The sequence below is a fragment of the Streptomyces sp. NPDC060184 genome (assembly GCF_042728795.1).
In the GTDB taxonomy this organism is placed as follows: Bacteria; Actinomycetota; Actinomycetes; order Streptomycetales; family Streptomycetaceae; genus Streptomyces.
This window is the reverse complement of the sequence record NZ_JBHWYX010000029.1, coordinates 1-24,396: the sequence shown is the minus strand read 5'-3', so window position 1 is coordinate 24,396 and position 24,396 is coordinate 1. Positions and strand designations below refer to the sequence as shown.

16 protein-coding genes are annotated in these 24,396 nt (G+C 72.7%); 7 read left to right on the top strand and 9 right to left on the bottom strand.

Features of this window, described 5'->3' with window-relative positions:
* Window positions 1-4 precede the first annotated feature (4 nt).
* From ACFWEE_RS20000 to ACFWEE_RS19990, 3 genes are all read right to left on the bottom strand, one after another.
* The gene (locus ACFWEE_RS20000; RefSeq protein WP_386890774.1) at window positions 5-1,336 is read right to left on the bottom strand and encodes an ABC transporter substrate-binding protein; all 1,332 of its coding nucleotides are present in this window, start codon (window positions 1,334-1,336) and stop codon (window positions 5-7) included.
* A 58-nt stretch (window positions 1,337-1,394) separates the two neighbouring features.
* Window positions 1,395-2,618: an ROK family protein gene (locus tag ACFWEE_RS19995; RefSeq protein ID WP_386890773.1), complete on the bottom strand. Its 1,224-nt coding sequence runs from the start codon at window positions 2,616-2,618 to the stop codon at window positions 1,395-1,397.
* Between the two features lie 202 nt (window positions 2,619-2,820).
* The gene (locus ACFWEE_RS19990; protein ID WP_386890772.1) at window positions 2,821-3,885 is read right to left on the bottom strand and encodes a mechanosensitive ion channel family protein; all 1,065 of its coding nucleotides are present in this window, start codon (window positions 3,883-3,885) and stop codon (window positions 2,821-2,823) included.
* Window positions 3,886-4,190: 305 nt separating this feature from the next.
* Here ACFWEE_RS19990 and ACFWEE_RS19985 point away from each other — a divergent pair, with 305 nt between their 5' ends.
* The 4 genes from ACFWEE_RS19985 (at window position 4,191) to ACFWEE_RS19970 (ending at window position 7,751) form a co-directional block, all read left to right on the top strand.
* Window positions 4,191-4,727 (top strand): HNH endonuclease, encoded by a 537-nt coding sequence (locus tag ACFWEE_RS19985; protein WP_327175842.1) that lies wholly within the window; start codon window positions 4,191-4,193, stop codon window positions 4,725-4,727.
* Window positions 4,728-5,004: 277 nt separating this feature from the next.
* Window positions 5,005-5,346: a hypothetical protein gene (locus ACFWEE_RS19980; RefSeq protein WP_386890770.1), complete on the top strand. Its 342-nt coding sequence runs from the start codon at window positions 5,005-5,007 to the stop codon at window positions 5,344-5,346.
* The gene (gene malQ, locus ACFWEE_RS19975; protein ID WP_386890768.1) at window positions 5,347-7,497 is read left to right on the top strand and encodes a 4-alpha-glucanotransferase; all 2,151 of its coding nucleotides are present in this window, start codon (window positions 5,347-5,349) and stop codon (window positions 7,495-7,497) included. It begins immediately after the preceding gene.
* Window positions 7,498-7,517: 20 nt separating this feature from the next.
* Window positions 7,518-7,751: a hypothetical protein gene (locus ACFWEE_RS19970; protein ID WP_386890766.1), complete on the top strand. Its 234-nt coding sequence runs from the start codon at window positions 7,518-7,520 to the stop codon at window positions 7,749-7,751.
* A 223-nt stretch (window positions 7,752-7,974) separates the two neighbouring features.
* On the opposite strand, the gene pepN (ACFWEE_RS19965) is transcribed toward ACFWEE_RS19970, so the two are convergent.
* From pepN (ACFWEE_RS19965) to pepN (ACFWEE_RS19945), 5 genes are all read right to left on the bottom strand, one after another.
* A complete protein-coding gene (gene pepN / locus ACFWEE_RS19965; protein WP_386890764.1) occupies window positions 7,975-10,551 on the bottom strand; it encodes an aminopeptidase N in 2,577 nt (858 codons plus the stop codon).
* A 154-nt stretch (window positions 10,552-10,705) separates the two neighbouring features.
* Window positions 10,706-11,734, bottom strand: a complete 1,029-nt coding sequence (locus tag ACFWEE_RS19960; protein ID WP_386890762.1) for an aspartate-semialdehyde dehydrogenase — start codon at window positions 11,732-11,734, stop codon at window positions 10,706-10,708.
* A 483-nt stretch (window positions 11,735-12,217) separates the two neighbouring features.
* On the bottom strand, window positions 12,218-15,523 hold the full coding sequence (locus ACFWEE_RS19955) for a S8 family serine peptidase (protein WP_386890760.1): 3,306 nt from the start codon (window positions 15,521-15,523) through the stop codon (window positions 12,218-12,220).
* A gap of 214 nt (window positions 15,524-15,737) precedes the next feature.
* Window positions 15,738-16,883, bottom strand: coding sequence for a hypothetical protein (locus ACFWEE_RS19950; protein WP_386890758.1), 1,146 nt, complete (start codon window positions 16,881-16,883; stop codon window positions 15,738-15,740).
* Window positions 16,884-17,102: 219 nt separating this feature from the next.
* Window positions 17,103-19,685 (bottom strand): aminopeptidase N, encoded by a 2,583-nt coding sequence (gene pepN, locus ACFWEE_RS19945; protein ID WP_386890757.1) that lies wholly within the window; start codon window positions 19,683-19,685, stop codon window positions 17,103-17,105.
* 129 nt (window positions 19,686-19,814) lie between these two features.
* On the opposite strand from pepN (ACFWEE_RS19945), the gene ACFWEE_RS19940 reads away from it, so the two are divergent.
* The 3 genes from ACFWEE_RS19940 to ACFWEE_RS19930 all read left to right on the top strand — a co-directional run bounded on the left by ACFWEE_RS19940 (window position 19,815) and on the right by ACFWEE_RS19930 (window position 23,475).
* The gene (locus ACFWEE_RS19940; RefSeq protein WP_386890755.1) at window positions 19,815-20,465 is read left to right on the top strand and encodes a DsbA family protein; all 651 of its coding nucleotides are present in this window, start codon (window positions 19,815-19,817) and stop codon (window positions 20,463-20,465) included.
* Between the two features lie 135 nt (window positions 20,466-20,600).
* On the top strand, window positions 20,601-21,995 hold the full coding sequence (locus ACFWEE_RS19935) for an MFS transporter (protein WP_386890753.1): 1,395 nt from the start codon (window positions 20,601-20,603) through the stop codon (window positions 21,993-21,995).
* The gene (locus ACFWEE_RS19930; RefSeq protein ID WP_386890751.1) at window positions 21,985-23,475 is read left to right on the top strand and encodes a pyridoxal phosphate-dependent decarboxylase family protein; all 1,491 of its coding nucleotides are present in this window, start codon (window positions 21,985-21,987) and stop codon (window positions 23,473-23,475) included. The genes ACFWEE_RS19935 and ACFWEE_RS19930 overlap by 11 nt, the downstream gene beginning before the upstream one ends.
* Window positions 23,476-23,608: 133 nt before the next feature.
* On the opposite strand, the gene ACFWEE_RS19925 is transcribed toward ACFWEE_RS19930, so the two are convergent.
* A complete protein-coding gene (locus ACFWEE_RS19925) occupies window positions 23,609-24,250 on the bottom strand; it encodes a superoxide dismutase (protein ID WP_386890749.1) in 642 nt (213 codons plus the stop codon).
* Between the last annotated feature and the right edge of the window lie 146 nt (window positions 24,251-24,396).

The window sequence follows — 24,396 nt, the reverse complement described above, 5'->3', positions numbered from 1 at the left end:
CGGGCTACCTGGCCTTGGCGATGTCGGTGTCGATCTGCGCGGCGGTCTTCTCCAGACCGGCCTGGAGGTCCTTCACCGAGCCCTTCTCGTACTGGTAGCCGAAGTCCTGGAGGGTCTGCTGGTACGTGGCCCCGTTGACGGCCCCGTCCGGGGTGTTGGAGTGCGGGTTCTGCGCGATGTCCAGGAAGGTCTTGAAGCGCGGGTCGAACTTCAGGTCGGGCGACTTCAGCGCCTCGAAGGTGGAGGGCACGTTCTTGATGCCGTTGGCGAAGTCGACGACGGCCTTCGTGTCGCTGGTCATGAACTTGACCAGCTCCCACGCCGCGTTCTGCTTCTTGCTGGCGGGCGCGATGCCCATGATCGTGCCGGAGAGGAAGCCCTTGCCGTAGGTGTCGGCCTCGTCGTCGGCGACGGGCATCGGAGCGACCCCGATCTCGAAGTCGGTGCCCGCCTCCTCGGCCATCCCGAGCCGCCACTCGCCGTCCAGCTGCATGGCGACCTGGCCGGTCTGGAACGGGTGCTTGGCGCCCCACTCGTCGCCGAAGGAGCCGCGGAACTTCTCCAGCTTGTCGTAGCCGCCGAGGTCCTCGACCAGCTTCTTCTGGTACGTGAACATCTCGGCGAAGGCCGGGTCCTTGGCGATGTTCGACTTGCCGTCCGCGTCGAAATACGTGTGGTCCCAGGAGCCCAGGTAGTGGTCGGCGACCGACTCGTAGCCGTGGAAGGTCGGCATGAAGCCGAGCTGCTGGTAGCCGTCGCCCTTGGTGACCGTCAGCTTCTTCGCGTCCGCGGCGAACTCGGAGAGGGTCTTCGGCGGCGAGGTGATCCCGGCCTTCTCGAAGGCGTCCTTGTTGTAGTAGAGCCCGTACGCGTCGGCCAGCAGCGGCAGCGAGCAGCGCTTGCCCTCGAACTGCGTGTAGTCCAGGAGCACCTTCGGGAAGGTCTTCTCCAGGTCCAGCTTCGACTTCTCGATGAACGGCGTCAGGTCCGCGAAGGCCCCGGACGAACAGAACTTGCCGACGTTGGAGGTGGTGAAGGACGACACCACGTCCGGACCGTTCGAACCCCCGGCGCGCAGCGCCTGGTTGAGCTTGTCGTCGTTGATGTTGCCGACGACGTTCACCTTGATGTTCGGGTGGGCCTTCTCGAAGCGGTCGACGTTGTCCTGGACCGCCTTGACCTCGGACGGCGCGCTCCAGCCGTGCCAGAAGTTGATGGTGGTCTTCGCGTTCGGGTCGTCGGTGGCGCCACTCTCCGACTGACCCGTGCAGGCGGTGGCGAGGGCGGATATCGCGGCGACCGCGACGGCGGCGGTGGTGAGGCTGTTTCTGCGCATGGCGAAGCTCCTTGAAGACGGTGAAGGAGAGGCAACAGCGGTACGGAGTGCGGGAGGTTCAGGGGCGCGAGGTGTCGAACACCTCGTCGCGGGTGTCCGCGAGGGCCCGTTCCAGGGCGCCGCGCAGGACGGGCAGCCGGACGGTCTCCGCGAGGACGAGCGGGGGCCGGGAGGCGGCCAGTTCGGCGAGTTCCAACTGGATCAGCGCGCGCAGCCGCTCGCCGCCGGCCGAGATCAGCCCGCCGGCCAGCACGATCAGCCCGGGGTCGAGCACGGCCGTCAGGGAGGCGAGCCCGGTGGCGAGCCGCTGCGCGTAACTCCGCAGCAGCTCGGTCAGCCGCTCGTCCTCGCCGTACGCGGCGGCGGCACGGGTCAGCAGGGCGGCGGCGACCTCCGGGTAGGGCTGCTGCGGGCTGTCGATGCCGAGCGACGCGGCGAGCCGGGGGATCGCCTGGGCGCCCGCCAGCTCCTGGAAGCCGCCGCTGTTGGCCTTGACGACCTGGCGTACGAGCGGGGTGCCCGGCACCGGCAGGAAGCCGACCTCCCCGGCGCCGCCGGTGAACCCCCGGTGCAGCCGGCCGTTGATGACGAGCGCACCGCCGAGCCCCTCCTCGTTCCAGAGCAGGACGAAGTCGTCGTGGCCCCGGGCCGCCCCGCGCCGCTGCTCGGCCACCGCGACCAGGTTCACGTCGTTCTCGTACTCCACGGGCATGGGCAGCGCCGCCGCCAGTTCGTCGAGCAGGGTGGGGGAGTGCCAGCCCGGCAGGTGCGAGGCGTAGCGCAGCCGGCCGGTGCCCGGGTCGAAGGCGCCCGGGGTACCGACCACCAACCGGTGGACCGCGGACCGGTCGAGACCGGCCCGCTCCACCGCGCCGTCCAGCGCCCGGACGACCTGGCCGGCCGCGCTCTGGGCGCCCCGGCCCGGGGTACGGAGCTCGAACTCGCCCACCACCGTGCCGGTGACGTCGGCGACCGCGGCCACGATGCGCTGGGCGTTCACGTCGAGCCCGGCCACGTACGCCGCCTCCGGGTTGACCGCGTACAGCTGCGCGTTGGGCCCCGGGCGCCCCTCGGTGGTGCCGGTGGCCCGCACCAGCCCGGCCGCCTCCAGCCGGGCCAGCAGCTGCGATGCGGTCGGCTTGGACAGCCCGGTGAGCTTCCCGATCCGGGTACGGGAGAGCGGACCCAGCTCCAGCAGCAGATCGAGGGCGGCACGGTCGTTCATGGCGCGCAGCAGCCGGGGGGTGCCGGGCACGCCGGTGCCGGGGGTGGTTCCTGCCATGGAGGTGGGTCCGCTCTCTGTTAGGAAAGTTTCCTATCCGGTGAGAGGAAGGTAGGCGTCCGCTCCCGGGGCGTCAATGGCGAGGCGGCGGGGCAACGAAAGCGTTACCCGGAGGAGGCGCGCGGAAGCCGCCCGGAAACACGGAAGGGGGCCTCCGCGTCCTGCGCGGAAGCCCCCTGGCGGCGGTGTGCCGGAACACCGGCTACTTGCTGATGCCCGGCGGGGTGAGCGGCGTCGCGGCGAGCGACTGCGGCGAGGTCGTCGAGGCGTACGCGGACGGGGCGGCCATCGCCGCCGTCGGGTCCGCCTTCGACTCGCCCTCCGGCTGCGGCGGCACCGTGCCGATCATGCTGATGCCCGCCTCGTCCAGCGACCGCTTGATCCGCCAGCGCAGCTCGCGCTCCACGGCCAGCGCCTTGCCCGGCATGGTCTTCGCGGAGACCCGTACGGTCATCGAGTCCAGCAGGACGGCGTCCAGGCCCAGGATCTCCACCGGGCCCCAGAGCCGCTCGCTCCACGGCTCCTCCTTCGTCATGACCTCGGTGGCGGCGGAGACGGCCGCGCGCACCCGGTCCAGGTCCTCCGTCGGCCGGACGGTCACGTCGACACCGGCGGTGGACCAGCCCTGGCTGAGGTTGCCGATCCGCTTCACCTCGCCGTTGCGGACGTACCAGATCTCGCCGTTGTCGCCGCGGAGCTTGGTGACCCGCAGCCCCACCTCGATGACCTCGCCCGAGGCGACGCCCGCGTCCACCGTGTCGCCCACGCCGTACTGGTCCTCCAGGATCATGAAGACGCCGGAGAGGAAGTCGGTGACGAGGTTGCGCGCGCCGAAACCGAGCGCGACACCGGCGACACCGGCGGAGGCCAGCAGCGGCGCCAGGTTGATCTCGAAGGCGCCCAGGATCATCAGCGCCGCCGTGCCCAGGATCAGGAACGAGGTCACCGACCGGAGCACGGAACCTATCGCCTCCGAACGCTGGCGGCGCCGCTCGGCGTTGACCAGCAGCCCGCCGAGGGCGGTGCCCTCCACGGCCTGGGCGCTGCGGTTCATCCGCTCGATCAGATTGGTGAGGGCGCGCCGGATCAGGTAGCGCAGCACGATCGCCACGGCGGCGATCAGGATGATGCGCAGACCGGTGTTCAGCCAGGTGGACCAGTTCTGCTCGACCCAGCCCGCGGCGTCGCCGGCCTGCCGGGCGGCCTCGTCGAGCGAGCCTCCCGACCCGGTCGGCGGGGCGGCGGCCAACAGAACGGACGGGGACACGGCGGGACCTCCAGAACGGGCGACAGCGGGTCAACCAGGTTAACGACGGGCGCGCCCCGGATGATGTCCGCGGCCCGGCGAGAGACGCATCTCATCCCTTCATCACACGTTTGTGCGCGTTTCCTCGCGCACTCCGGTCGCGTCCGGTCATCCGCCGGGCACGGCCGGTCCGTGCGCCCGTCGGGCGGAATCGGTCCGGCCCATTACCCGCACGTGGTGGCGCCCGGACCAGGCATGAGGAGAGACTGAGAGCGGATCGTCCCGGCGCGAGCCACGCGCCGCCGGCGTACAAGGAGGCATCCACCGTGCCGCACGTCCTGGTTCTCAACGCGTCGTACGAGCCGCTCGGCGTCGTACCGCTCCACCGCGCGCTCGTCCTCGTCCTCGAAAACAAGGCCGTCTGCCTCGAAGAGTCCGGCGCCCTCCTCCGCAGCCCCACCACCGCCGTGCCGGCGCCCAGTGTGGTCCGCCTCAAGCGCTTCGTCCGGGTCCCCTACCGAGGGCCCGTCCCACTCACCCGCCGTGCGCTCTTCGCCCGGGACGGAGGGCGCTGCGTGTACTGCGGGGCCGCCGCCACCAGCGTCGACCACGTCGTCCCGCGCAGCCGGGGCGGCCTGCACGCGTGGGACAACGTGGTGGCCGCCTGCCGCCACTGCAACCACGTCAAGGCCGACCGGCACCTGCCCGAGCTCGGCTGGCGCCTGCGCCACCAGCCCGCACCCCCCACCGGCCTGGCCTGGCGGATCATCGGCACCGGCCACCGCGACCCGCGCTGGCTGCCCTACCTCCAGCCGTTCGGCGCGGACGACGCGCTCGCCCGGATCGACGGCGTCTCCGCGTGAGCGCCGTCCGCCGCCCCGGTCGCCGGACCGCGACCGGGGCGGCGGTGGCGCGGCGACGGTGGTACGACCGGGGGGTCCCGGACGGGCAGGGGGACGGGCGGGCGGAGCGGCAGGCGGATTGGCTGAAAATGGCTCAAATCTGCCGTCCGGGGGAACGAGATGTGACCCACGGCACGTTGAGGACGTTGGCATCGGACCTATGCCACGCTCACGTCTGCGCACCCGAGGGCTGGGTAGGTCTCTCTTCCGTCCTGCTCCCACGGCCAGGAGGCCCACCTTGCCCGCAGCCGCGCGTCCTCCGCTTCCCGCCCTGTCCAAACAGGTCCCCGGTCCGGCCCGCCCGGAGCCGCCGGCCGGTGAACCGCTGACCAGTGAACCGCCCCTCCCGCCCGCAGCCGTCCCCCGCCCCCTCGGCGGACCCCGCACCGGCCTCGGCACCGGCCTCGTCGCCGCGTTCGACGCGCCGCCCGCCGCCGGTGCCGCGCCCCTCACCAGCGAGCCGCCGCTCGCCGACGCCACCCCCCTGACGAGCGAGCCGCCGCTCGCCGTCGTCGCTCCGCTCACCAGCGAACCGACCGCCCCCGGTGTCGCGGGGGCCATGGAGTCTCCAGGAGTCTGAATGGGCCTCTCCCGGCTCGCCGCCCTGCACGGCGTCGCCACGTCCTACTCCCCGTCCGCGGGCGTCACGGTGCCCGTCCCCGACGACACGGTCACCGCCGTGCTCGCCGCGCTGGGCGTGGACGCCTCCACCCCGGACGGCGTACGGAGGTCGCTCGCCGCCGCCGAATCGAGGGCGGGCTCCCGGCTGCTCCCGCCGACCGTGGTGGTCTGGGCGGGCGAGCCGCTGCCGCCCGCCCTCACCGCGCTGCCGATCGGGACGACCCTGACGGTCGCCCCGGAGGCCGGACCGGGCGCCGCACGGCCCGAGCCGGTCCGGCTGCGCGTCACCGGCGCGCAGGCCGACGTCCCGGACACGCCCCCGCCGTCCGCCGTCCCCGTCTGGTGGACCGACCCGCCCCTCGGAGTGCACCGGGTGACCGCGCGCACCCTCGACCACCGGCAGGGCACCGCCACCCTCGTCGTCGCCCCCGCCCGCGCCCCGCAGCCACCCGCCCGCGCCCAGGGCTTCCTCGTCCAGCTCTACTCCCTGCTCTCCGGCCGGTCCTGGGGCATGGGCGACCTCGGTGACCTGGCCGATCTCGCCGCCTGGGCCGGACGGACCCTCGGCGCCGGGTTCGTCCAGATCAACCCGCTGCACGCGGCCGTCCCCGGGCGCCCCACCGACCCGTCCCCGTACCGCCCCTCCTCGCGGCTCTTCCCCGACCCCGTCCACCTGCACGTCGAGTCGATCCCGGAGTACGGCCAGGTACGCGCCCGTGCGGTGCTGGACGACCTCCGCCAGGACGCCGCCGCGCTCTCGGAGGCGGTGCTCAACAAGGGCGCGCTGATCGACCGGGACGCCGTCTGGGAGCTGAAGCGGCAGGCCCTGGAGCTCGTCCACCAGGTGCCGCTCACCCCCGGCCGCCGGGCCGCGTACTGCGACTTCCTCTCCGCCCGGGGCCAGGCCCTGGAGGACCACGCGCTCTGGTGCGCGCTGGCCGAGGTGCACGGCCCCGACTGGCACACCTGGCCCGAGCCGCTGCGCGACCCCCGCTCCCGGGAGACCGCCCGCGCCCGCACCGGACTCCTCGACCGGGTGGACTTCCACAGCCGGCTCGCCTGGCTGACCGACATCCAGCTCGCCGAGGCCCAGCGGGCCGCCGAGGACGCCGGGATGGAGGTCGGCGTCATCCACGACCTCGCCGTCGGCGTGCACCCGGCGGGCGCCGACACCTGGGCCGGCCAGGACCACTACGCGCTGGGCATGTCCGTCGGCGCGCCTCCGGACGCCTTCAACGCGCGGGGCCAGGACTGGGGCCTGCCGCCCTGGCGGCCCGACGCCCTCGCCGCCTCCGGCTACGCCCCCTTCCGGCGCCTGCTGCGCGGCCTCCTCGCCCACGCCGGGGCGCTCCGCGTCGACCACGTCATGGGCCTCTTCCGGCTCTGGTGGGTCCCCGAGGGCAAGCCGCCCACCGAGGGCACCTATGTCGGCCAGGACGGCGAGGCGATGCTCGCCGTCCTCGTCCTGGAGGCCCACCGCGCCGGGGCCGTCGTGCTCGGCGAGGACCTGGGCACGGTCGAGCCCGGCGTCCGCGAGGCGCTCTCCCGGCGCGGGGTGCTCGGCACCTCCGTGCTCTGGTTCGAACGCGACTGGGAGGGCGACGGCCGCCCGCTGGCCCCGGAGCGGTGGCGCCAGGACTGCCTGGCCACCGCCACCACCCACGACCTGCCGTCCACCGCCGCCCGCCTCTCCGGCGACCATGTGCGGCTCCGCCACGAACTCGGCCTGCTCACCCGCACCCTGGAGGAGGAGCTGGCCGAGGACGCCACCGGCACCGCCGAATGGCTCGGCCTGCTCGCCCGGCTGCGGCTGCTGCCCGAGGGCGAGGGCGACGAGGAGGCCGCCGTACGGGCCGTGCACCGCTTCCTGCTGCGCACCCCCGCCCGGCTGACCGGCATCTGGCTCCCGGACGCCGTGGGCGACCGGCGCCCGCAGAACCTCCCCGGGACCTGGGACCAGTACCCCAACTGGCGCCTGCCGATCGCCGACGGGGAGGGCCGTCCCCTGACGTTGGAGCAGATCACGGGCTCGCCCCGGCTCCACCGCCTGATGGACGGACTGACCCCCCGCACCCCACGTACGGCACCCCCGGACGCGCGGCGTCCTTAGGCGTTCGCTACGTTTGCACCGTGGACAAGAAGAACGCTATGCGCGCCGGCGCCGTTGCGGCCGGTACGACGCTGATGATGCTGCTCATGTCGTCCCCCGCTCTCGCGCTCACGCGCGACGACGGCGACGACCCGGGTCAACACGGTCTGTCGGTCATCGAGACCATCAGCCTCTACGTCCTCGCGCCCCTCGCGCTGTTCGTGGTGATCGCGGGTCTGGTCGTGGTGCTCGACAAGTCCAAGAAGAAGGCGTAACCGCCTCACACGCTCACGCCGTGTGCGCCGCCGGTACGGGTTACCGCGCGGCGCACACGCATGTCCGGATACGGGCGTGCCCCGCGCCGCCGGGTGCGCGCGAGGGCGCCCGCGCCCGCCGTGAGCCCCGCGTCCGCCGTGAGCCCCCGCCGCACGCGAGGGCGCCCTCCCCGGCACGTACCGCCCGGGGAGGGCGCCCTCGCGTTCCTCGCGTGAGGAGCCGTTACGCGGTCGCGGCGGCGGCGTCCGCGGCCCGGGCGCGCAGCGCGCGCTCGACGCCCGCGCGGGACTCCGACATCAGCCGGCGCAGCGCCGCGTTCGGCCCGGCCGAGGCCAGCCAGGCGTCCGTGGCGTCCAGCGTCTCCTGGGAGACCTGGATCGCCGGGTAGAGGCCGATCGCGACCTGCTGGGCCATCTCGTGGCTGCGGCTGTCCCAGACCTCCTTGACCGCCGCGAAGTACTTCTCCGCGTACGGCGCCAGCAGCTCGCGCTGCTCGGTCTGGACGAAGCCGCCGATGACGGCCTCCTGGACGGCGTTCGGCAGCTTGTCGGACTCCACGACCAGCGCCCAGGCCTCCGCCTTGGCCTCCTCGGAGGGACGCGCGGCGCGGGCCTCGGCCGCGTGCCGCTCGCCCGCCGCGGTCCGGTCGCGCTCGTACTCGGCGGCGATCTCCTCCTCGTCGAGCAGACCGGTCGCGGCGAGCCGCTGCACGAACGCCCAGCGCAGTTCGGTGTCGACGGCCAGGCCCTCGACCGACTTGGTGCCGTCCAGCAGCCCCTGGAGCAGGTCCAGCTGCTGCGGGGTACGGGCCGTCGCCGCGAAGGCGCGGGCCCAGGCCAGCTGGTGGTCGCTGCCGGCCTCGGCGGCGTTCAGGTGCGCCAGGGTGGCGTCCGTCCAGCGGGTCAGCAGCGCCTCGCGGGACTCCGGCGCCGCGTACTGGTCGAGTGCCAGCTTCAGCTGCCGGTGCAGCGATTGCACCACGCCGATGTCCGACTCCTTGCCGATGCCGGCCAGCACCAGCGCGAGGTAGTCGCGGGTCGCCAGCTCGCCGTCGCGGGTCATGTCCCAGGCCGAGGCCCAGCACAGCGCGCGCGGCAGCGACTCGGCGAAGTCGCCCAGGTGCTCGGTGACGAACCGCAGCGACTCCTCGTCGAGCCGGACCTTCGCGTAGCTGAGGTCGTCGTCGTTGAGCAGGACGACGGCCGGGCGCTGCGTGCCCTCGGGCAGCTCCACCTCGGTGCGCTCGCCGTCCACGTCCAGCTCGATCCGCTCGCGGCGGACCAGCTTGCCGTCGGCGCCCAGGTCGTAGAAGCCGATCGCGATGCGGTGCGGGCGCAGCGTCGGCTCGCCCTTGGCACCGGCCGGGAGCGCCGGGGCCTCCTGGAGCACGGCGAAGGAGGTGATGCGGCCCTCGGCGTCCGTCTCGATCGACGGGCGAAGGATGTTGATACCGGCCGTTTCCAGCCAGGACTTCGACCAGGTCTTCAGGTCGCGGCCGGAGGTCTCCTCCAGCGCGCCCAGCAGGTCGGTGAGCCGGGTGTTGCCGAAGGCGTGCGCCTTGAAGTACGCCTGCACGCCCGCGAAGAACTCGTCCTTGCCGACGTACGCCACGAGCTGCTTGAGGACCGAGGCGCCCTTGGCGTACGTGATGCCGTCGAAGTTGACCAGGACGTCGTCGAGGTCGTTGATCTCCGCCATGATCGGGTGGGTGGACGGCAGCTGGTCCTGCCGGTACGCCCAGGTCTTCATGGAGTTGGCGAACGTGGTCCACGACTGCGGCCACCACGAGCCCTCGGCGTCCGCCAGGCAGGCGATCGAGGTGTAGGTGGCGAACGACTCGTTCAGCCAGAGGTCGTTCCACCACTCCATGGTGACCAGGTCGCCGAACCACATGTGGGCCAGCTCGTGGAGGATGGTCTCCGCGCGGCCCTCGTAGGCGGCGTCGGTGACCTTGGAACGGAAGACGTACTGGTCGCGGATGGTGACCGCGCCCGCGTTCTCCATCGCGCCCGCGTTGAACTCCGGCACGAAGAGCTGGTCGTACTTGGCGAACGGGTACGCGTAGTCGAACTTCTCCTGGAACCAGTCGAAGCCCAGCCGGGTGACCTCGAAGATGTGCTCCGCGTCGAGGTGTTCGGCGAGCGAAGGGCGGCAGTAGATGCCGAGCGGCACCGTCTGGCCGTCGCGCTCGTAGCTGCTGTGCACCGAGTGGTACGGGCCGGCGATCAGCGCGGTGATGTACGTCGAGATGCGGGGCGTCGGCGCGAAGGTCCAGACGTCGTCCACCGGCTGGGGCGTCGGGGAGTTCGAGATCACCGTCCAGCCCGCGGGGGCCTTGACGGTGAAGGCGAAGGTGGCCTTCAGGTCGGGCTGTTCGAAGCTGGCGAACACCCGCCGCGCGTCCGGCACCTCGAACTGGGTGTAGAGGTATGCCTGCTCGTCCACCGGGTCGACGAACCGGTGCAGGCCCTCGCCGGTGTTGGTGTACGCGCAGTCGGCGACGACCTTCAGCTCGTTCGCGCCCTCGCGCAGGTGCGGCAGGGCGATCCGCGCGTCGCGGAAGACGGCGGCGACGTCCAGCGCGGTGCCGTTGAGGACGACGTCGTGCACGGCGGGGGCGACGAGGTCGATGAAGGTCTCCGCACCGGCCTCCGCGGAGTCGAAGCGCACCGTGGTGACGGACCGGTAGGAGCCGCCTTCCTGCGCGCCGGAGAGGTCGAGCTCGACCTCGTAGGAGTCCACGGTCAGCAGGCGGGCCCGCTCCTGTGCCTCTTCGCGGGTCAGATTCGTGCCAGGCACCCGGTCAACTCCTTCGATCGTGACGTTTCGGGTCATCCTTCCACGTCGGGGGTGGGGGTGGTTAAGGGCTTTCGCCCGGAGCGGAGAGGGGAACGCGCGAGGGGGCGGCCACCGGTGGTCACCGGTAACCGCCCCCTCGGGTCTTCCGTCCGGATCAGCCGTTCAGCTCGGCCGCCACCAGCTCCGCGATCTGCACCGCGTTCAGGGCCGCGCCCTTGCGGAGGTTGTCGTTCGAGACGAAGAGCGCGAGACCGTGCTCGACCGTCTCGTCGACCCGGATGCGGCCCACGTAACTGGGGTCCTTGCCGGCCGCCTGGAGCGGGGTCGGGATCTCGGAGAGCTCGACGCCCTCGGCGTCCTCGAGCAGCTCGTAGGCGCGCTCGACGCTGATCGGACGCGCGAACCGGGCGTTGATCTGGAGCGAGTGGCCGGAGAAGACCGGCACGCGCACGCAGGTGCCGGAGACCTTGAGCTCCGGGATGCCGAGGATCTTGCGGGACTCGTTGCGGAGCTTCTGCTCCTCGTCCGTCTCGTACGAACCGTCGTCCACGATCGAACCGGCCAGCGGCACCACGTTGAAGGCGATCGGGCGCTTGTAGACGCCGGGCTCCGGGAAGTCCACGGCCCCGCCGTCGTGGGTCAGCCGGTCCGCCTCGGCGACGACCTTGGAGGCCTGGCCGTGCAGCTCGGAGACGCCGGCGACACCGGAGCCGGAGACCGCCTGGTAGGTGGCGACGGTGAGGGTCAGGAGGCCCGCCTCGTCGTGCAGGGGGCGCATCACGGGCATCGCGGCCATCGTGGTGCAGTTCGGGTTGGCGATGATGCCCCTGGGGCGGTTCAGCGCGGCCTTCGGGTTGACCTCGGAGACGACCAGCGGGACCTCGGGGTCCATGCGCCAGGCGGAGGAGTTGTCGATCACGACGGCGCCCTGCTGGGCGACCTTCTCGGCCAGCGCCCGGGAGGTGGCGCCACCGGCGGAGAAGATGACGATCTGCAGGCCCGTGTAGTCGGCGGTGGAGGCGTCCTCGACGGTGACCTCGGTGCCCTCGAAGTCGATCGTGGTGCCCGCCGAGCGGGCGGAGGCGAACAGCCGCAGCTGGGTGACCGGGAACTCACGCTCGGCCAGGATCTTGCGCAGGACTGTGCCGACCTGACCGGTGGCGCCGACGATTCCGACCTTCACGGAAGACTCCTCTGTACGTGTGTGCGGCCCTGGGGGGCTCGTCCCGTCGTCCCTGGTGAGGGGGTACGTCGTCCGGCCCTTTGCCGCTCCATGATGCGTATGTCCCTGCCCACCTTGTCCAATCCATTGTCCGGCCTGCGGACTCCTCGGGCCCGGGCCGCAGGTTCTGCCGTCGCGCGGGCCCGGGGAGCGAACATCTTCGGCGGGGCGCCGGGGCCCGTTTCGGCGGCCGGTGCGGACGCCCGGTGGAGAAGCCCCGTGGGGACGCCCGGGGAAAACGCGGCGGGGCGGGTGCCCGTGAGAGCGCCCGCCCCGCCGGTGCGGGCCCGGCGGGGCGGGGGGCCGGCCGGCCGGGGGGGGTTCCCGCGGGGCCGGTGGGAACGGCCCGCCCCCGGGCCCCCGCGGGGGGGGGGGGGGGCCGGTCGCCCCCCCCCCCCCCCCGGGCCCGCCGGCCGGGGCGGGGGCCCGGGCCGGACGGAGGTGTTACCCGGTGACCTTGTCGATCAGGACGCTGCCGGTGCCCGCGGCGGTGCCGTGGGAGTTCACCAGCTGGACCTCGCCGAAGAACTGCCGGCCCGCGGGGGCCGCCCCGGCGACCAGGACCTCGGCGCCGAACTCGGCGGACGCGCCGGCGGCCAGGTTGACCGGGGTCGACTCGTCGACGCTGATCGTGCCGAGCGCCGCGGAGTAGAACACGTCGCGGTAGTCGTACGCGGTGGTGCCCGACGGGACGTCGTAGCCGTCCACCACGACCGTGTAGGTGCCCGCGGCCGGCGAGGGGACGCTCACCGACTCCTCGGAGCCCGCGGTGGTCGAGGTGCCGACCTCCTCGTCGCCGAGGTAGACGTACAGGTCGATGTCCGCGTTGGTGTCCGAGGTGGAGCCGATGGCGACGTCCAGCTTCTCGGCGCCCGCCGGGACGGTCACCTCGAACGTCTGCGCCTGGCCCGTGGAGATCGACGGACGCTCGACGGCGGCCGAACCGAGGCTGCCGCCCTTGAGGTTGCCGGTCAGCGCGGCGGCCTCGTTGGTGACCGTCCAGTGCACCGCGGCCGGGGTGCCGATCTTCGCCTCGGCGATGGTCTGCACCGCCGGGTCGAAGGTCGCGCCGAGCAGCGAGACGTCGAGCTTGAACGGGTTGTCCAGGAGCGGGGACGTACGGCGGGCCTCGACCTCGATCTCCCACACGCCGGGCTGCGGGTCCTGGTAGGCACGCGCGTCCGGGCGGCAGGTGTTGGTCGGGCTCTCGTAGTTCGGGTAGCAGAAGATCGTGGAGCTGTCCTCCATCTGGACCCCGTAGGGGTGGATGGAGATGAACCGCGTCTGGCTGCCCGACCGCAGGCCGCTGAGCGCGACCTCCAGGGTCTTGGCGCCCTCCGGCACGTTCAGGAAGTACGACGTGGTGCTGTTGCGCTGCACCGAGCCGGACGCCTTGAACGCGTTCGTCGGGGCCTTGATGTCGGTGGCGACGACGACGGTGGTCAGGATCTGCTGGTCCACACCCACGGTCTTGGCGTCGTTCACTTCCAGGATGGCGCTGTGCGTGCCGGCCGAGCGCGGCTGCGCCTGGACCTTCACGGTCACCGGGGTGCCGAGCGGCAGCTTGACGGTGCTCGGGCCGACCAGCTTGAAGGTGCCGTCGCCGTTCTTCCACGACAGCTTGTGCGCGACGTCGCGGTCGGCGCCCGTCGTACGGGTGATGACCACGTCGTACGTCTTCTTCTGGCCGGTCTTCAGGCCGCCCTCACGGTCGTAGAGGCCGGTGCCGAAGCCCGGGTCCTTGAGCGCGAAGTCGATCGAGGTGTCGACCGGGGCCTTGACCGCGTACTCGTTGGCCGTGGCGCCCTTCTTGATGAGCTTCCACGCGTCCAGGATGTTGATCAGACCGGAACCCTGGGCGTGCGCCGGCACGTTCTTGATCTGGGTCGCGGAGCTGGTCAGCGCGGTGCGCAGATCGGCCGGGGCCAGGTCGATGCCCTTCTGCTTCGCGGCGGAGAGCAGCAGCGCGGTGGCGCCGGCGGCCTGCGGGGAGGCCATCGAGGTGCCCTGGAGCATCGAGTAGCCGGCCGGCAGGGAGTAGCCCGCCTCCTTGACCGGACCACCGGGCAGCCAGGTCGGGGTGGTGTTGATGGCCGCGCCGGGGGCCGTGATGATCGGCGCGAAGCCGCCGTCCTCACGCGGACCGCGCGAGGAGAAGGGCAGCATGTCGTACTTCTTGGTGACCAGGGAGCCGTAGTTGGCCGCCCAGGTGTCCTTGGAGATCGACGCGCCCACCGAGACGACGTGGTCGGCGAGGCCGGGGTCACCGATGGTGTTCACACCCGGGCCGTCGTTGCCGGCCGAGATGACCAGCTGGACGCCGTAGATGTCGATGAGCTGCTTGTACAGCTCGGCGCGGGCGTTGTTGCCGTCGTTGAGCGGCGGCAGGCCGCCGATCGACATGTTGACGACGTCGACACCGCGGTTCACGACGAGGTCGATCATGCCCTCGGTGAGCGCGATGTTGGTGCAGCCGCCGGTCCAGGTGCAGGCGCGCGAGGAGACGATCTTCGCGCCGGGGGCCGCGCCGTTCATCGCGCCGCCGAAGAGGCCGTTGGCCGCGGTGATGCCCGCGACGTGCGTACCGTGCTCGCCCTCGATGACGCCGATGCTGACGTAGTCGGAGGTGGCGCCCGCCGCGTTGTAGACGACGTTCTTGCGCGTCTCCACGACGAACGGGATGCGCTCGGCGACGTCGGTGCGCGGGTCGTCCGTACCGAAGTACGAGACCTGGTGCTTCTCCTTGTACGGCAGCAGGACCGTGTCGTCGGAGAAGTCCCCGTTGTTGTTCAGGTCCACCCGGGTCGTGCCGGTGACCGGGTCGTACAGCACGCCCCAGGTGTCGGTGTTGTCACCGTCACGGTTGAGGTCGCCCAGCATCTCGCCGCCGTTGGTGGCGGACTCGCGGAACAGGCTGAACTTGTACGAGCCCGCGGGCGCCTTGTACGTGACCCCGCCGAGGGTGAAGGAGGGGCCGGAGACCGCCTGCGTCATCCGCAGCCAGGTGCCGTCGCCGTCGCTGACCGGGTCGGTCGCGGTCACCCAGTCGACGATCTTGCGCTCGCCGGTGCTGGTCTTCTGGAGCGCCGGGTGGGCGAGGTCCACACCGGAGTCCAGGATGCCGATGGTGATGCCCCGGCCGTCCGCCTTCGGGTTCTGCTTCACGAAGTCGACGGCGCCCGTCTCGAAGGACGGGTTGTACGGGTTCTTCGCGGGCGTCTTCTTCGACGGCGCCGCGTACGTGGAGGACGTCGTGGCCTTCTTGGCGCCCGGGGCGCTGTCGGCCTGCGGCGTCGGGTCGTCCAGCTCGATCTCCTGCTGGAGGTCGATGCCGAGCACCGACGACAGCTTCGAGGCCGACGCGATGGTGGCCTTGGCCGTCTTCGTCGGGACGGTCGCCCGGACGTAACCGAGCTTGTCGTACGTGATGCCGGGCACCGAGCCGCTGACGGCGTCGAGCTGGCTCTTGACCTGCTCGGTCGCGCCGGGCTTCGTGGCGACCATCAGCGTGACGGACTTCTCGCCCTGGGCCTCGGCCTGCGCCAGGACCTCGGCGTCGGACGAGCCGAGCTTGTCGCCGGACGGGCTCGCGGCGGCGGGCTTGACGGTGGTCGGAGCCGGGTCGTCGGCGGCGAAGACCGGGGTGGTGGCGGTGGCGGCGAGCGCGGCCACCAGCCCCGCTGCGGCGGCCACCCGGGCGACCCGTCTCGCCGTCGGTATGGAGCCGGGGGAATCCTTGGTCATCAGCATCCCTGCGATCGGAAAGAATGAGTCCGGAAATCGGTACCGGATGACCGCTCACCCTTTCGTATCCGACAGGGTTTTGTGGAGAGTTGACGGAGGCGCGTAGACGACATGGCGTAGATCCGCCACCGTTGCCCCTGCGTCACCGGGGAGAAAAGGTGTCAGACCATGACCTTGCCGCCGACCGCCGGAGCCGTCCCTCCGGAGCCCGCCACTCCGCTCAGCGGGGCAACGCCACCACGTACGCGGCGGGTTCCCGGTCCCGCGCCGCGCCCAGCGCCGTCCGCACCACGTCCGCCTGCTCCTCCATCGCCTCGCGCAGCCGCTCGGCCGTGAGCCGCACCACCGTGACCCCGAGCCGCTCCAGGTGCTCCCGCCGCACCGCGTGCGCGGCGTGCCCCGCTTCGCGTGCCGCCCGGCCGTGCTCGCCCTCCGCCCGGCCGTGCTCGCCCTCCGCCCGGCCGCGCGCCCCGCGCGGGGCGGGCCAGGACGTGGCGGCGTACCGGGGCGCGCGGGCGGTGTCCAGCTCCAGCGCCACCGCCTCCTCGGGCCAGTAGGCGTCCACGCTGCCCAGGTGCGGGCCGCCGGGCAGCCGCAGGTCCACGTTCCACACCGGCTCGGGCAGCCGGTGCAGCCGCACCATCGCGTACAGCCGCTCCTCCGCGACGCTCCGGCCCTCCGCGAGCAGCAGCTCCACCGCCCGGGTCACCGCGGGCCGTCCCAGCAGCTTCGCCGCGCTCAACGCGGCGACGAGCGGGCCGGGTTCGCAGTGGCCGTCGCGGACCGCCTCGGTCAGCAGCAGGCGTACCGCGACCGGCTCGTCCAGCCCGGCCACCACGTCGGCGACGGCCCGCTCCGCGGCCACCACCGGAATCCCGCCGACCGTCACCCGCTCCCGGGGGAGGGCCGCGCGCACCACCCGGACGAAGCCCGCCGCCCGCAGCCGCCTGGTGCGCGGCACGAGGACGTCGACCCGGGTGAGCGCGGGGACCGGCGGGGCCGCGGCGAAGCCGTGCAGCGCCAGCGCCGCCACCCCGGTGACGAGGGCGTCCGCGGCGGCGGAGCCGTCCGTACCCGCCGGGAGGTCCGCACCGGCGGCGAGGTCCGTGCCGCGGCGCCCGGTGGCGGGGCGGCCCGCGTACAGCAGCGCCGCGCGCAGCCGCTCCCGCCCGTCGGCGGGGCCCGTGTGCAACAGGTACACGCCGGGCAGCAGCCGCTGCCAGGGGCCCCGGGGCGTGCAGCGCCCGGAGATCTGGGCGGCGGTCAGGCCCCGCCGCCGCAGCTGTGTGCCGGTGACCACCCGGAGGTCCGCCCCCGGCGTGCGGGGGAGGGCGCGGGGGGAGGACAGGGAGGTGTCGTGGTTCATGCCCAGGGGCCTTCCGCCGACGGACCGGCCGCTAACCCCTGTTACAGGCCCGTCGCCATACCAGGACAGCCCGGCCCCCCTGCGTACGGACCGATGATCGAAATCGCCCGCCGTGCGGAGGTTGCCCTCGGCGCCGGGCCGTGCGCGGCCCTGCCCGCACAGCCGTGCGGGCCGCCCCCCAGGAAGAAAGGGGGACGGCCCGCACGGGGCGCGGCCGGGTCAGGCCGCCGCGTCGCGCTCCTGGCCGCGCAGCGCGCGCGCCAGGTCGTCCCGGGCCTCCAGCACCAGGCGGCGCAGCGCGGGCGCGGCGTCCTCGTGCTCCTTCAGCCAGGCGTCGGTGGCCTCCAGGGTCGCCGGGTCGTCCTGGAGCCCCGGGAACAGGCCCGAGACCACGTCCATCCCGATCTGGATGGAGCGCTCCTTCCAGACCCGCTCGATCGCCGCGAAGTACTTCCCGGCGTACGGCGCGAGGAGCGCGCGCTGCGAGGGCCGGACGAAACCGGCGATGGTCGCCTCCACCAGGGCGTTGGAGAGCCGGTCGGACTCCACGACCGCCGCCCACGCCTGGTCCTTGACCGCCGCCGAGGGGCGCGCCGCCAGGCAGCGCACCTGGTGGCGCTTGCCCGACGCCGTGTCGTCGCGGGCCAGTTCGGCACTGATCGCCGCCTCGTCGGCCACGCCGTGCGCGGCCAGCGGGAAGAGGAACGCCCAGCGCAGCTCCTGGTCGACGTCGAGGCCGTCGATCGTGGCGGTGCCGTCGAGCAGGTCGCCCAGCAGGCGGAACTCCTCGTCCGAGGAGGCCGTCGAGGCGAAGAACCGGGCCCAGGTCAGCTGGTCCTGGCCGCCCGGCACGGCGAGCCGCAGCTCGCGCAGCGCACCCTCGGCCAGCAGCCGGCCGCCCTCCTCGCGCCAGGCCGGGGCCGCGTAGTGGGTGAGCGCGGACTGGGCCCAGTTGTGCAGCATCTGGAGCACGCCGATGTCCGTCTCGCGCCCGGCGAAGGCGAGGACCAGGGCGATGAAGTCGCGGGCCGGCATCAGCCCGTCGCGGGTCATGTTCCACAGCGCCGACCAGCAGAGCGCGCGGGCCAGCGGGTCGGTGACCGCGCCCAGGTGGTCGCGGAGGGTGGCGAGCGACCGCTCGTCGAAGCGGACCTTGCAGTACGTCAGGTCGTCGTCGTTGACGAGGACCAGCTCGGGCTTCTCGGCCCCGGCCAGTTCGGCGACGACCGTCCGCGCCCCGGCCACGTCCGTCTCGACACGGGCGTACCGCGTCAGCGCGCCGTTCCCGTCGTGCCGGTACAGGCCCACCGCGATCCGGTGCGGGCGCAGCTCCGGGTGGGAGGCGGCGGCCTCCTGGACCACGGCGAGCTCGGCGATCCGGCCCTCGGAGTCGTACGACACCTCCGGGGTGAGGCTGTTGACGCCCGCGGTCTGGAGCCAGGCGCGGGACCAGGCCGTCATGTCGCGGCCGGAGGTGTCGGCGAGCACCGAGAGGAGGTCGCCGAGACGGGTGTTGCCGTAGGCGTGCTGCTTGAAGTAGCGCCGGGCGCCTTCGAGGAACGCGTCCCGTCCGGCGTACGCCACCAGCTGCTTCAGGACGGAGGCGCCCTTGGCGTACGTGATGCCGTCGAAGTTCAGCTTGGCGTCCTCCAGGTCGCGGATGTCGGCCGTGACCGGGTGGGTGGAGGGCAGCTGGTCGGCCCGGTAGGCCCACGCCTTGCGGTTGTTGGCGAAGGTGATCCAGCCGTTGGTGAAGCGGGTCGCCTCGACCATCGAGAAGGAACCCATGAAGTCCGCGAAGGACTCCTTCAGCCACAGGTCGTCCCACCAGCTCATGGTGACGAGGTCGCCGAACCACATGTGCGCCATCTCGTGCAGGATGACGTTGGCGCGGCGCTCGTAGGACGCGGTGGTGACCTTGCCGCGGTAGATGTACTCCTCGCGGAAGGTGACCAGGCCCGGGTTCTCCATCGCGCCGAGGTTGTACTCCGGCACGAACGCCTGGTCGTACTTCCCGAACGGGTACGGGTAGTCGAAGTGGTCGTGGAAGAAGTCCAGGCCCTGCTTGGTGATGAGGAAGACGTCGTCCGCGTCGAAGTGGCGGGCGAGGCCCTTGCGGCACATCGCGCCGAGCGGGATCTCCAGCGTGCTGCCGTCCGCGAGGGTGCGGGAGTAGTGGTCGGTCACGTAGTGGTACGGACCGGCGACCACGGCGGTGATGTACGTCGAGATCGGCTTGGTCTCGGCGAAGCGCCACACCCCGCCCTCGTGGGACTCCTCGGCGCCGTTGCTCCACACCCGCCATCCCTCGGGGGCCGCCACCTCGAAGCGGTACGGGGCCTTGAGGTCGGGCTGCTCGAAGTTGGCGAAGACCCGTCGGGCGTCGGCCGGTTCGTACTGCGTGTAGAGGTAGACCTCGCCGTCCTCCGGGTCGACGAACCGGTGCATCCCCTCGCCGGTCCGGCTGTACGCGCAACGCGCGTCGACCACCAGGACGTTCTCGCCCTCGGCCAGGCCGTCCAGCGCCACCCGGGTCCCGTCGAAGACGGCCGCCGGGTCGAGCGCGGTGCCGTTCAGGGTCACCGCGTCCACGCCCGGGGCGATCAGGTCGGCGAAGGTGGAGGCACCCGCGCGGGCCGAGCGGAAGCGGATCGTGGTCACGGACCGGAAGGTGCGCGCGGCGCCCTCCTCCTCGGCCCCGCCGACGGCGGACCGCAGATCGAGCGCGATCTCGTATCCGTCGACGTTCAGCAGCTCCGCCCGCTCGCGGGCCTCTTCGCGGGACAGGTTCTCACCGGGCACCGGCACTCCTTCGTGACTCGATTTCGAATGTTTTGATCCTCGCATGCCGCCGTCCGGGGAATCCCGGGGGAATCTCCCGCCCCTTCCACGCGTTGTCCCGCGCGGAGACCGACGCTGCCAAGGAGAGACATGTCCGACACCACCACCGCACCCGGCAAGATCCCCGCGGACTTCTGGTTCGACCCGCTCTGCCCGTGGGCGTGGATGACCTCCCGCTGGATGCTGGAGGTCGAGAAGGTACGCGACGTCGAGGTCCGCTGGCACGTGATGAGCCTGGCCGTCCTCAACGAGGACAAGCTGGACCAGCTGCCCGAGGAGTACCGCGACATGCTGGAGAAGAAGGCATGGGGCCCGGTCCGGGTCGTCGTCGCCGCCCAGCAGCTGCACGGCGACGAGGTCACCGGCCCCCTCTACACGGCGCTCGGCACCCGCTTCCACAACAACGGCGAGGGCCCGACCCGCGAGGCGGTCCTCGGCGCGCTGGCCGACGTCGGCCTGCCCGCCTCGCTCGCCGACTTCATGGACGACGTCACCTACGACGCCGAACTGCGCGCCTCCCACCAGGAGGGCATCGACAAGGTCGGCCAGGAGGTCGGCACCCCGGTCATCGCGGTGCCCGGCGCCGACGGCGAGCAGGTCGCGTTCTTCGGCCCGGTCGTGACGCCCGCCCCCAAGGGCGAGGCCGCGGCGAACCTCTGGGACGGCACGCTGCTGGTCGCCTCGGTCCCCGGCTTCTACGAGATCAAGCGGACCCGCACCCAGGGCCCGGTCTTCGACTGATCCGCACGGCCGGACCGGCGCGGGGCAGCGCGGGGCGGGTGCGGGGCGTGCGGCCCCGGCCCGCCCCGCATTCGTTCGCACACCCGCAACACACGAACCCTTGTTCCCCCGGTGTGTCCGCCGCATGATCGGCGCATGCCCGCCGACAGACCCCCGCAACCCGCGCCCGCCCTGCCCCGCCGGGTGCGTGTCGGTTACGGCCTGGGTTCCCTCGCCACCGGCGCCTTCTCCACGGTGCCCGGTCTCGTCCTGCTCTACTACCTCACCGACGTGCTGGCCGTGCCCGCCGCCGTCGCCGGGGCCGCCGTCTTCCTCCCCAAGGCGTGGGACGTCCTCGTCAACCCGCTGGTCGGCGCGGCCTCCGACCGCAGCAGACTGCGCGGCGGCCCCCGCCGCCCCTTCCTGCTGATCGGCGCCTGCACCCTGCCGCCGTCCTTCGCGCTGATCTTCGCCGCGCCGGACCTGCGCGGGGGAGCCGCCGCCGGATACGTCGCCGTGCTCTTCCTGCTCGCCGCGACCGCGTACGCCGTGTTCCAGGTGCCGTACGTGACGATGCCCGCCGAGATGACCGAGGACCCCGCCGAGCGCGGCCGGGTCCTGGCCTGGCGGGTGGCGTTCCTCGGCGTCGCCATCCTGCTCTCCGGCGCCCTGGCCCCCGCCCTCGCGCACGCGGACGGCGACACCCCCGCGAGCTACCGGCTGATGGGCGTGGTCGTCGCCGTGCTCCTCGCGGCCGGCATGTTCGGCGCCTGGTACACCACCCGATGGGCCCCCACCGTCGCCCGCAGCGAGGCCGAGCCCTCGCTCCGCGCCCAGCTCAAGGCCGCCCGCACCAACCAGCCCTTCCTCCACCTCGCCGGGATGTGGACGCTCCAGGCCCTGGCGATCGGCGTGATGCTGGCGGGCGTCCAGTACTTCGCCACCTACACCCTGGGCTCGGCGTCCGCGGTGACCCCGCTCTTCGCCTGCATGATCGGCCCGCTGGTGCTCTTCATGCCGCTCTGGAACCGGCTCGCCCGCCGCAAGGGCACCCGGTACGCCCAGTGGTGCGCCTCGCTGCTCTACGTCGCCGGGGCACTCGCCCTCGCCTTCACCGGGGTGGCCGGTCCGGTGCTCGGCTACCTCGCGGTGGCCGCGGTCGGCATCGCCTACGCGGGCCTCCAGCTGCTGCCGCTGACCCTGCTGGCCGACACCCTCGCCGCCGACGCGGTCCGCACCGGCAAGCGCAGGACCGCCACCTTCACCGGACTGTGGACCGCCGCCGAAACCCTCGCCTTCGCCCTGGGCGCCGGGGTGTTCGCGCTGGTCCTCGCGGTGACCGGGTTCCGCTCCTCGGACGCCGACCACGAGGTCGCCCAGCCCGCCGCAGCCCTCACCGGCATCACCGCCGGGATGAGCCTGCTGCCCGCCGTCCTCGCCGCCGCGAGCCTCTGGCTGCTGCACCGCTACCGCGAGGAAGCCCAGCCCACCGCCGTACCCCCTTCCGCCCCGGAAGCCACCCCGAACGAGGACCTGACCCGTGCCGACTGACCCCGTACCCGCCCCCGCCGCGACCGGGCGCCCCGCCGCCGAGGTGCTGGCCGAACTCCGCGCCCTGCGCGGCGCCGACGCCCCCACCCGGGGCGGACGCACCTTCGCCTACGTCTACGACGCCGGGCTCGACGGACTCGACGAGCTGACGGCCGAGGCGTACACCGCCTTCGCCACCGTCAACGGCCTCGACCCCACCGTCTTCCCCAGCGTCGCCCGGCTGGAGAACGACCTGGTCCGCGCCGCCGTCGACCTCCTCGGCGTACCCGGCGCCCAGGGCACCTTCACCAGTGGCGGCACCGAGAGCATCCTGCTCGCCGTCAAGACCGCCCGCGACCACGCCCGTGCCGTACGCGGGGTGACGGACCCCCAGCTGGTGCTGCCCTCCACCGCCCACGCCGCCTTCCACAAGGCCGCCCACTACCTGGGCCTCGAACCGGTCGTCGTCCCCGTCGACCCGGTCACCTTCCGGGCCGACGCCGAGGCCATGGCCGCCGCCCTCACCGACCGCACCGCCCTGGTGGTCGCCTCCACCCCCTCGTACGCCCACGGGGTCGTCGACCCGGTCGCCGAGATCGCCGCCGCCGCCTCCGCGCGCGGGGTGCTCTGCCACGTCGACGCCTGCATCGGCGGCTGGCTGCTGCCCCATCTGCGGCGCGCCGGACGGGACATCCCGCCTTTCGACCTGTCGGTGCCCGGCGTCACCTCGCTCTCCGTCGACCTCCACAAGTACGGGTACGCCGACAAGGGCGCCTCCGTGGTCCTCTACCGGGACGCCGGACTCCGCCGCCACCAGTACTTCGCGCACGCCGGCTGGCCCGGCTACCCGGTCGTCAACCCCACCGTCCAGGGCACCAAGTCCGGCGGGCTGCTCGCCCAGGCGTGGGCCGCCCTCCACCACGTCGGCGAGGACGGTTACACCGCGCTCGCCGGCCGGGTCGCCGAGGCGTCCGACCGGCTGCTGGCCGGGCTGCGCGCCCTGCCCGGCCTCCGGGTCCTCGGCGAACCCGCCGCCGGGCTGGTGGCGTTCACCGTCCTCGGAGCGGAGGCGGGGTCCGACGAGGGAGCCCCCGACCTCAGCCTGCTGCTCCACCTCGCCGACGAGATGCGCGAGCTCGGCTGGTACCTCCAGCCCCAGCTCTCCTTCGACGGCCTCCCGCCCAATCTGCACCTCACGCTCACCCCGGCCACCGTCGGCCAGGTCGACGCCCTCCTCGCCGATCTGGCGAAGGCGCTGGTCGCCGCCCGCGCGCTGGACCCGGTCGCGGTCGACCCCGCCCTCGCGGCGCTCGCCGCCACGCTGGACCCGGACACCCTCGGGCCGGAGGAGGTCGCCGGGGTGCTCGCCTTCGCCGGTCTCGACGGGGACGCCGGTCTGCCCGGCCGGATGGCCCCGGTGCTGGTGCTGCTGGACGCCCTGCCGGGACGGCTGAAGGAGCGGCTGCTCGCGGAGTTCATCGGCGCGGTGTTCCGGGTCTGAGGGGTCCGCGCTCCCGGGGCGGACAGGGGAGAGCCCCCGCGAGTCATGTCCTCGCGGGGGCTCTCCGTCCATCCGCCTGCCGGGTGAGGGTTGAGAAGACGATCACGAGGCAGGACGCTTCGGCGGCCGGGGTTCAGGGGGCGAGCAGCAGCACGTTGTCCCGCGCCTGGGCGGCGGCGTACCGCCGAGCGACGTCCTGCCAGTTGACGACCCGCCACATCGCCTCGATGAAGTCGACCTTCTGGTTCTTGTACTGGAGGTAGAAGGCGTGCTCCCAGGCGTCGAAGACGAGGATCGGCACGGACCCCTGGCCGACGTTGCCCTGGTGGTCGTAGACCTGCTCGACGATCAGCCGGCCGCTCAGCGGCTCGTACGCGAGCACGCCCCAGCCCGAACCCTGGGTGGTGGCGGCGGCCTTCGTCAGCTGGGACTTGAATCCGGCGAAGGAGCCGAAGGAGGCGGTGATCGCGTCCGCGAGGTCGCCGACGCCGTCCGCCGCGAGCGGTTCGCCGCCGCCGTCGCCGGTCATGTTGTGCCAGTAGATCGAGTGCAGGATGTGCCCCGAGAGGTGGAACGCGAGGTTCTTCTGGAGCCCGTTGACCGCGCCCCACGCCTCCTTCTCCCGGGCCTCCTCCAGCTGCTCCAGGGTGTCGTTCGCGCCCTTCACGTACGCCGCGTGGTGCTTGTCGTGGTGGAGCTCGATGATCTGCGGGTTGATGACCGGTTCCAGCGCCGCGTAGTCGTACGGGAGTTCCGGGAGCGTGTAGGTGGCCATGGTGGGGACCCTTCAGATGCTCAGCAGTTGTTATTGCAACCTATGTGCAACTGCAGGCTAGCAGGAAGAAGATCGCGTGAGGGAGAGGGTCCGGCGGAAGCACCCGCACAGGAGAAGGGAGCGGCGGTCCGGGGGAATCCCCGGAC

Excerpts from the sequence above, each read along its gene's own strand:
- ACFWEE_RS19940 (WP_386890755.1), top strand. The coding sequence starts at position 19,815 with ATGTCCGACACCACCACCGCACCCGGCAAGATCCCCGCGGACTTCTGG.
- ACFWEE_RS20000 (WP_386890774.1), bottom strand. The coding sequence starts at position 1,336 with ATGCGCAGAAACAGCCTCACCACCGCCGCCGTCGCGGTCGCCGCGATA.
- ACFWEE_RS19995 (WP_386890773.1), bottom strand. The coding sequence starts at position 2,618 with ATGGCAGGAACCACCCCCGGCACCGGCGTGCCCGGCACCCCCCGGCTG.
- ACFWEE_RS19935 (WP_386890753.1), top strand. The coding sequence starts at position 20,601 with ATGCCCGCCGACAGACCCCCGCAACCCGCGCCCGCCCTGCCCCGCCGG.
- malQ (WP_386890768.1), top strand. The coding sequence starts at position 5,347 with ATGGGCCTCTCCCGGCTCGCCGCCCTGCACGGCGTCGCCACGTCCTAC.
- ACFWEE_RS19955 (WP_386890760.1), bottom strand. The coding sequence starts at position 15,523 with ATGCTGATGACCAAGGATTCCCCCGGCTCCATACCGACGGCGAGACGG.
- ACFWEE_RS19925 (WP_386890749.1), bottom strand. The coding sequence starts at position 24,250 with ATGGCCACCTACACGCTCCCGGAACTCCCGTACGACTACGCGGCGCTG.
- ACFWEE_RS19950 (WP_386890758.1), bottom strand. The coding sequence starts at position 16,883 with ATGAACCACGACACCTCCCTGTCCTCCCCCCGCGCCCTCCCCCGCACG.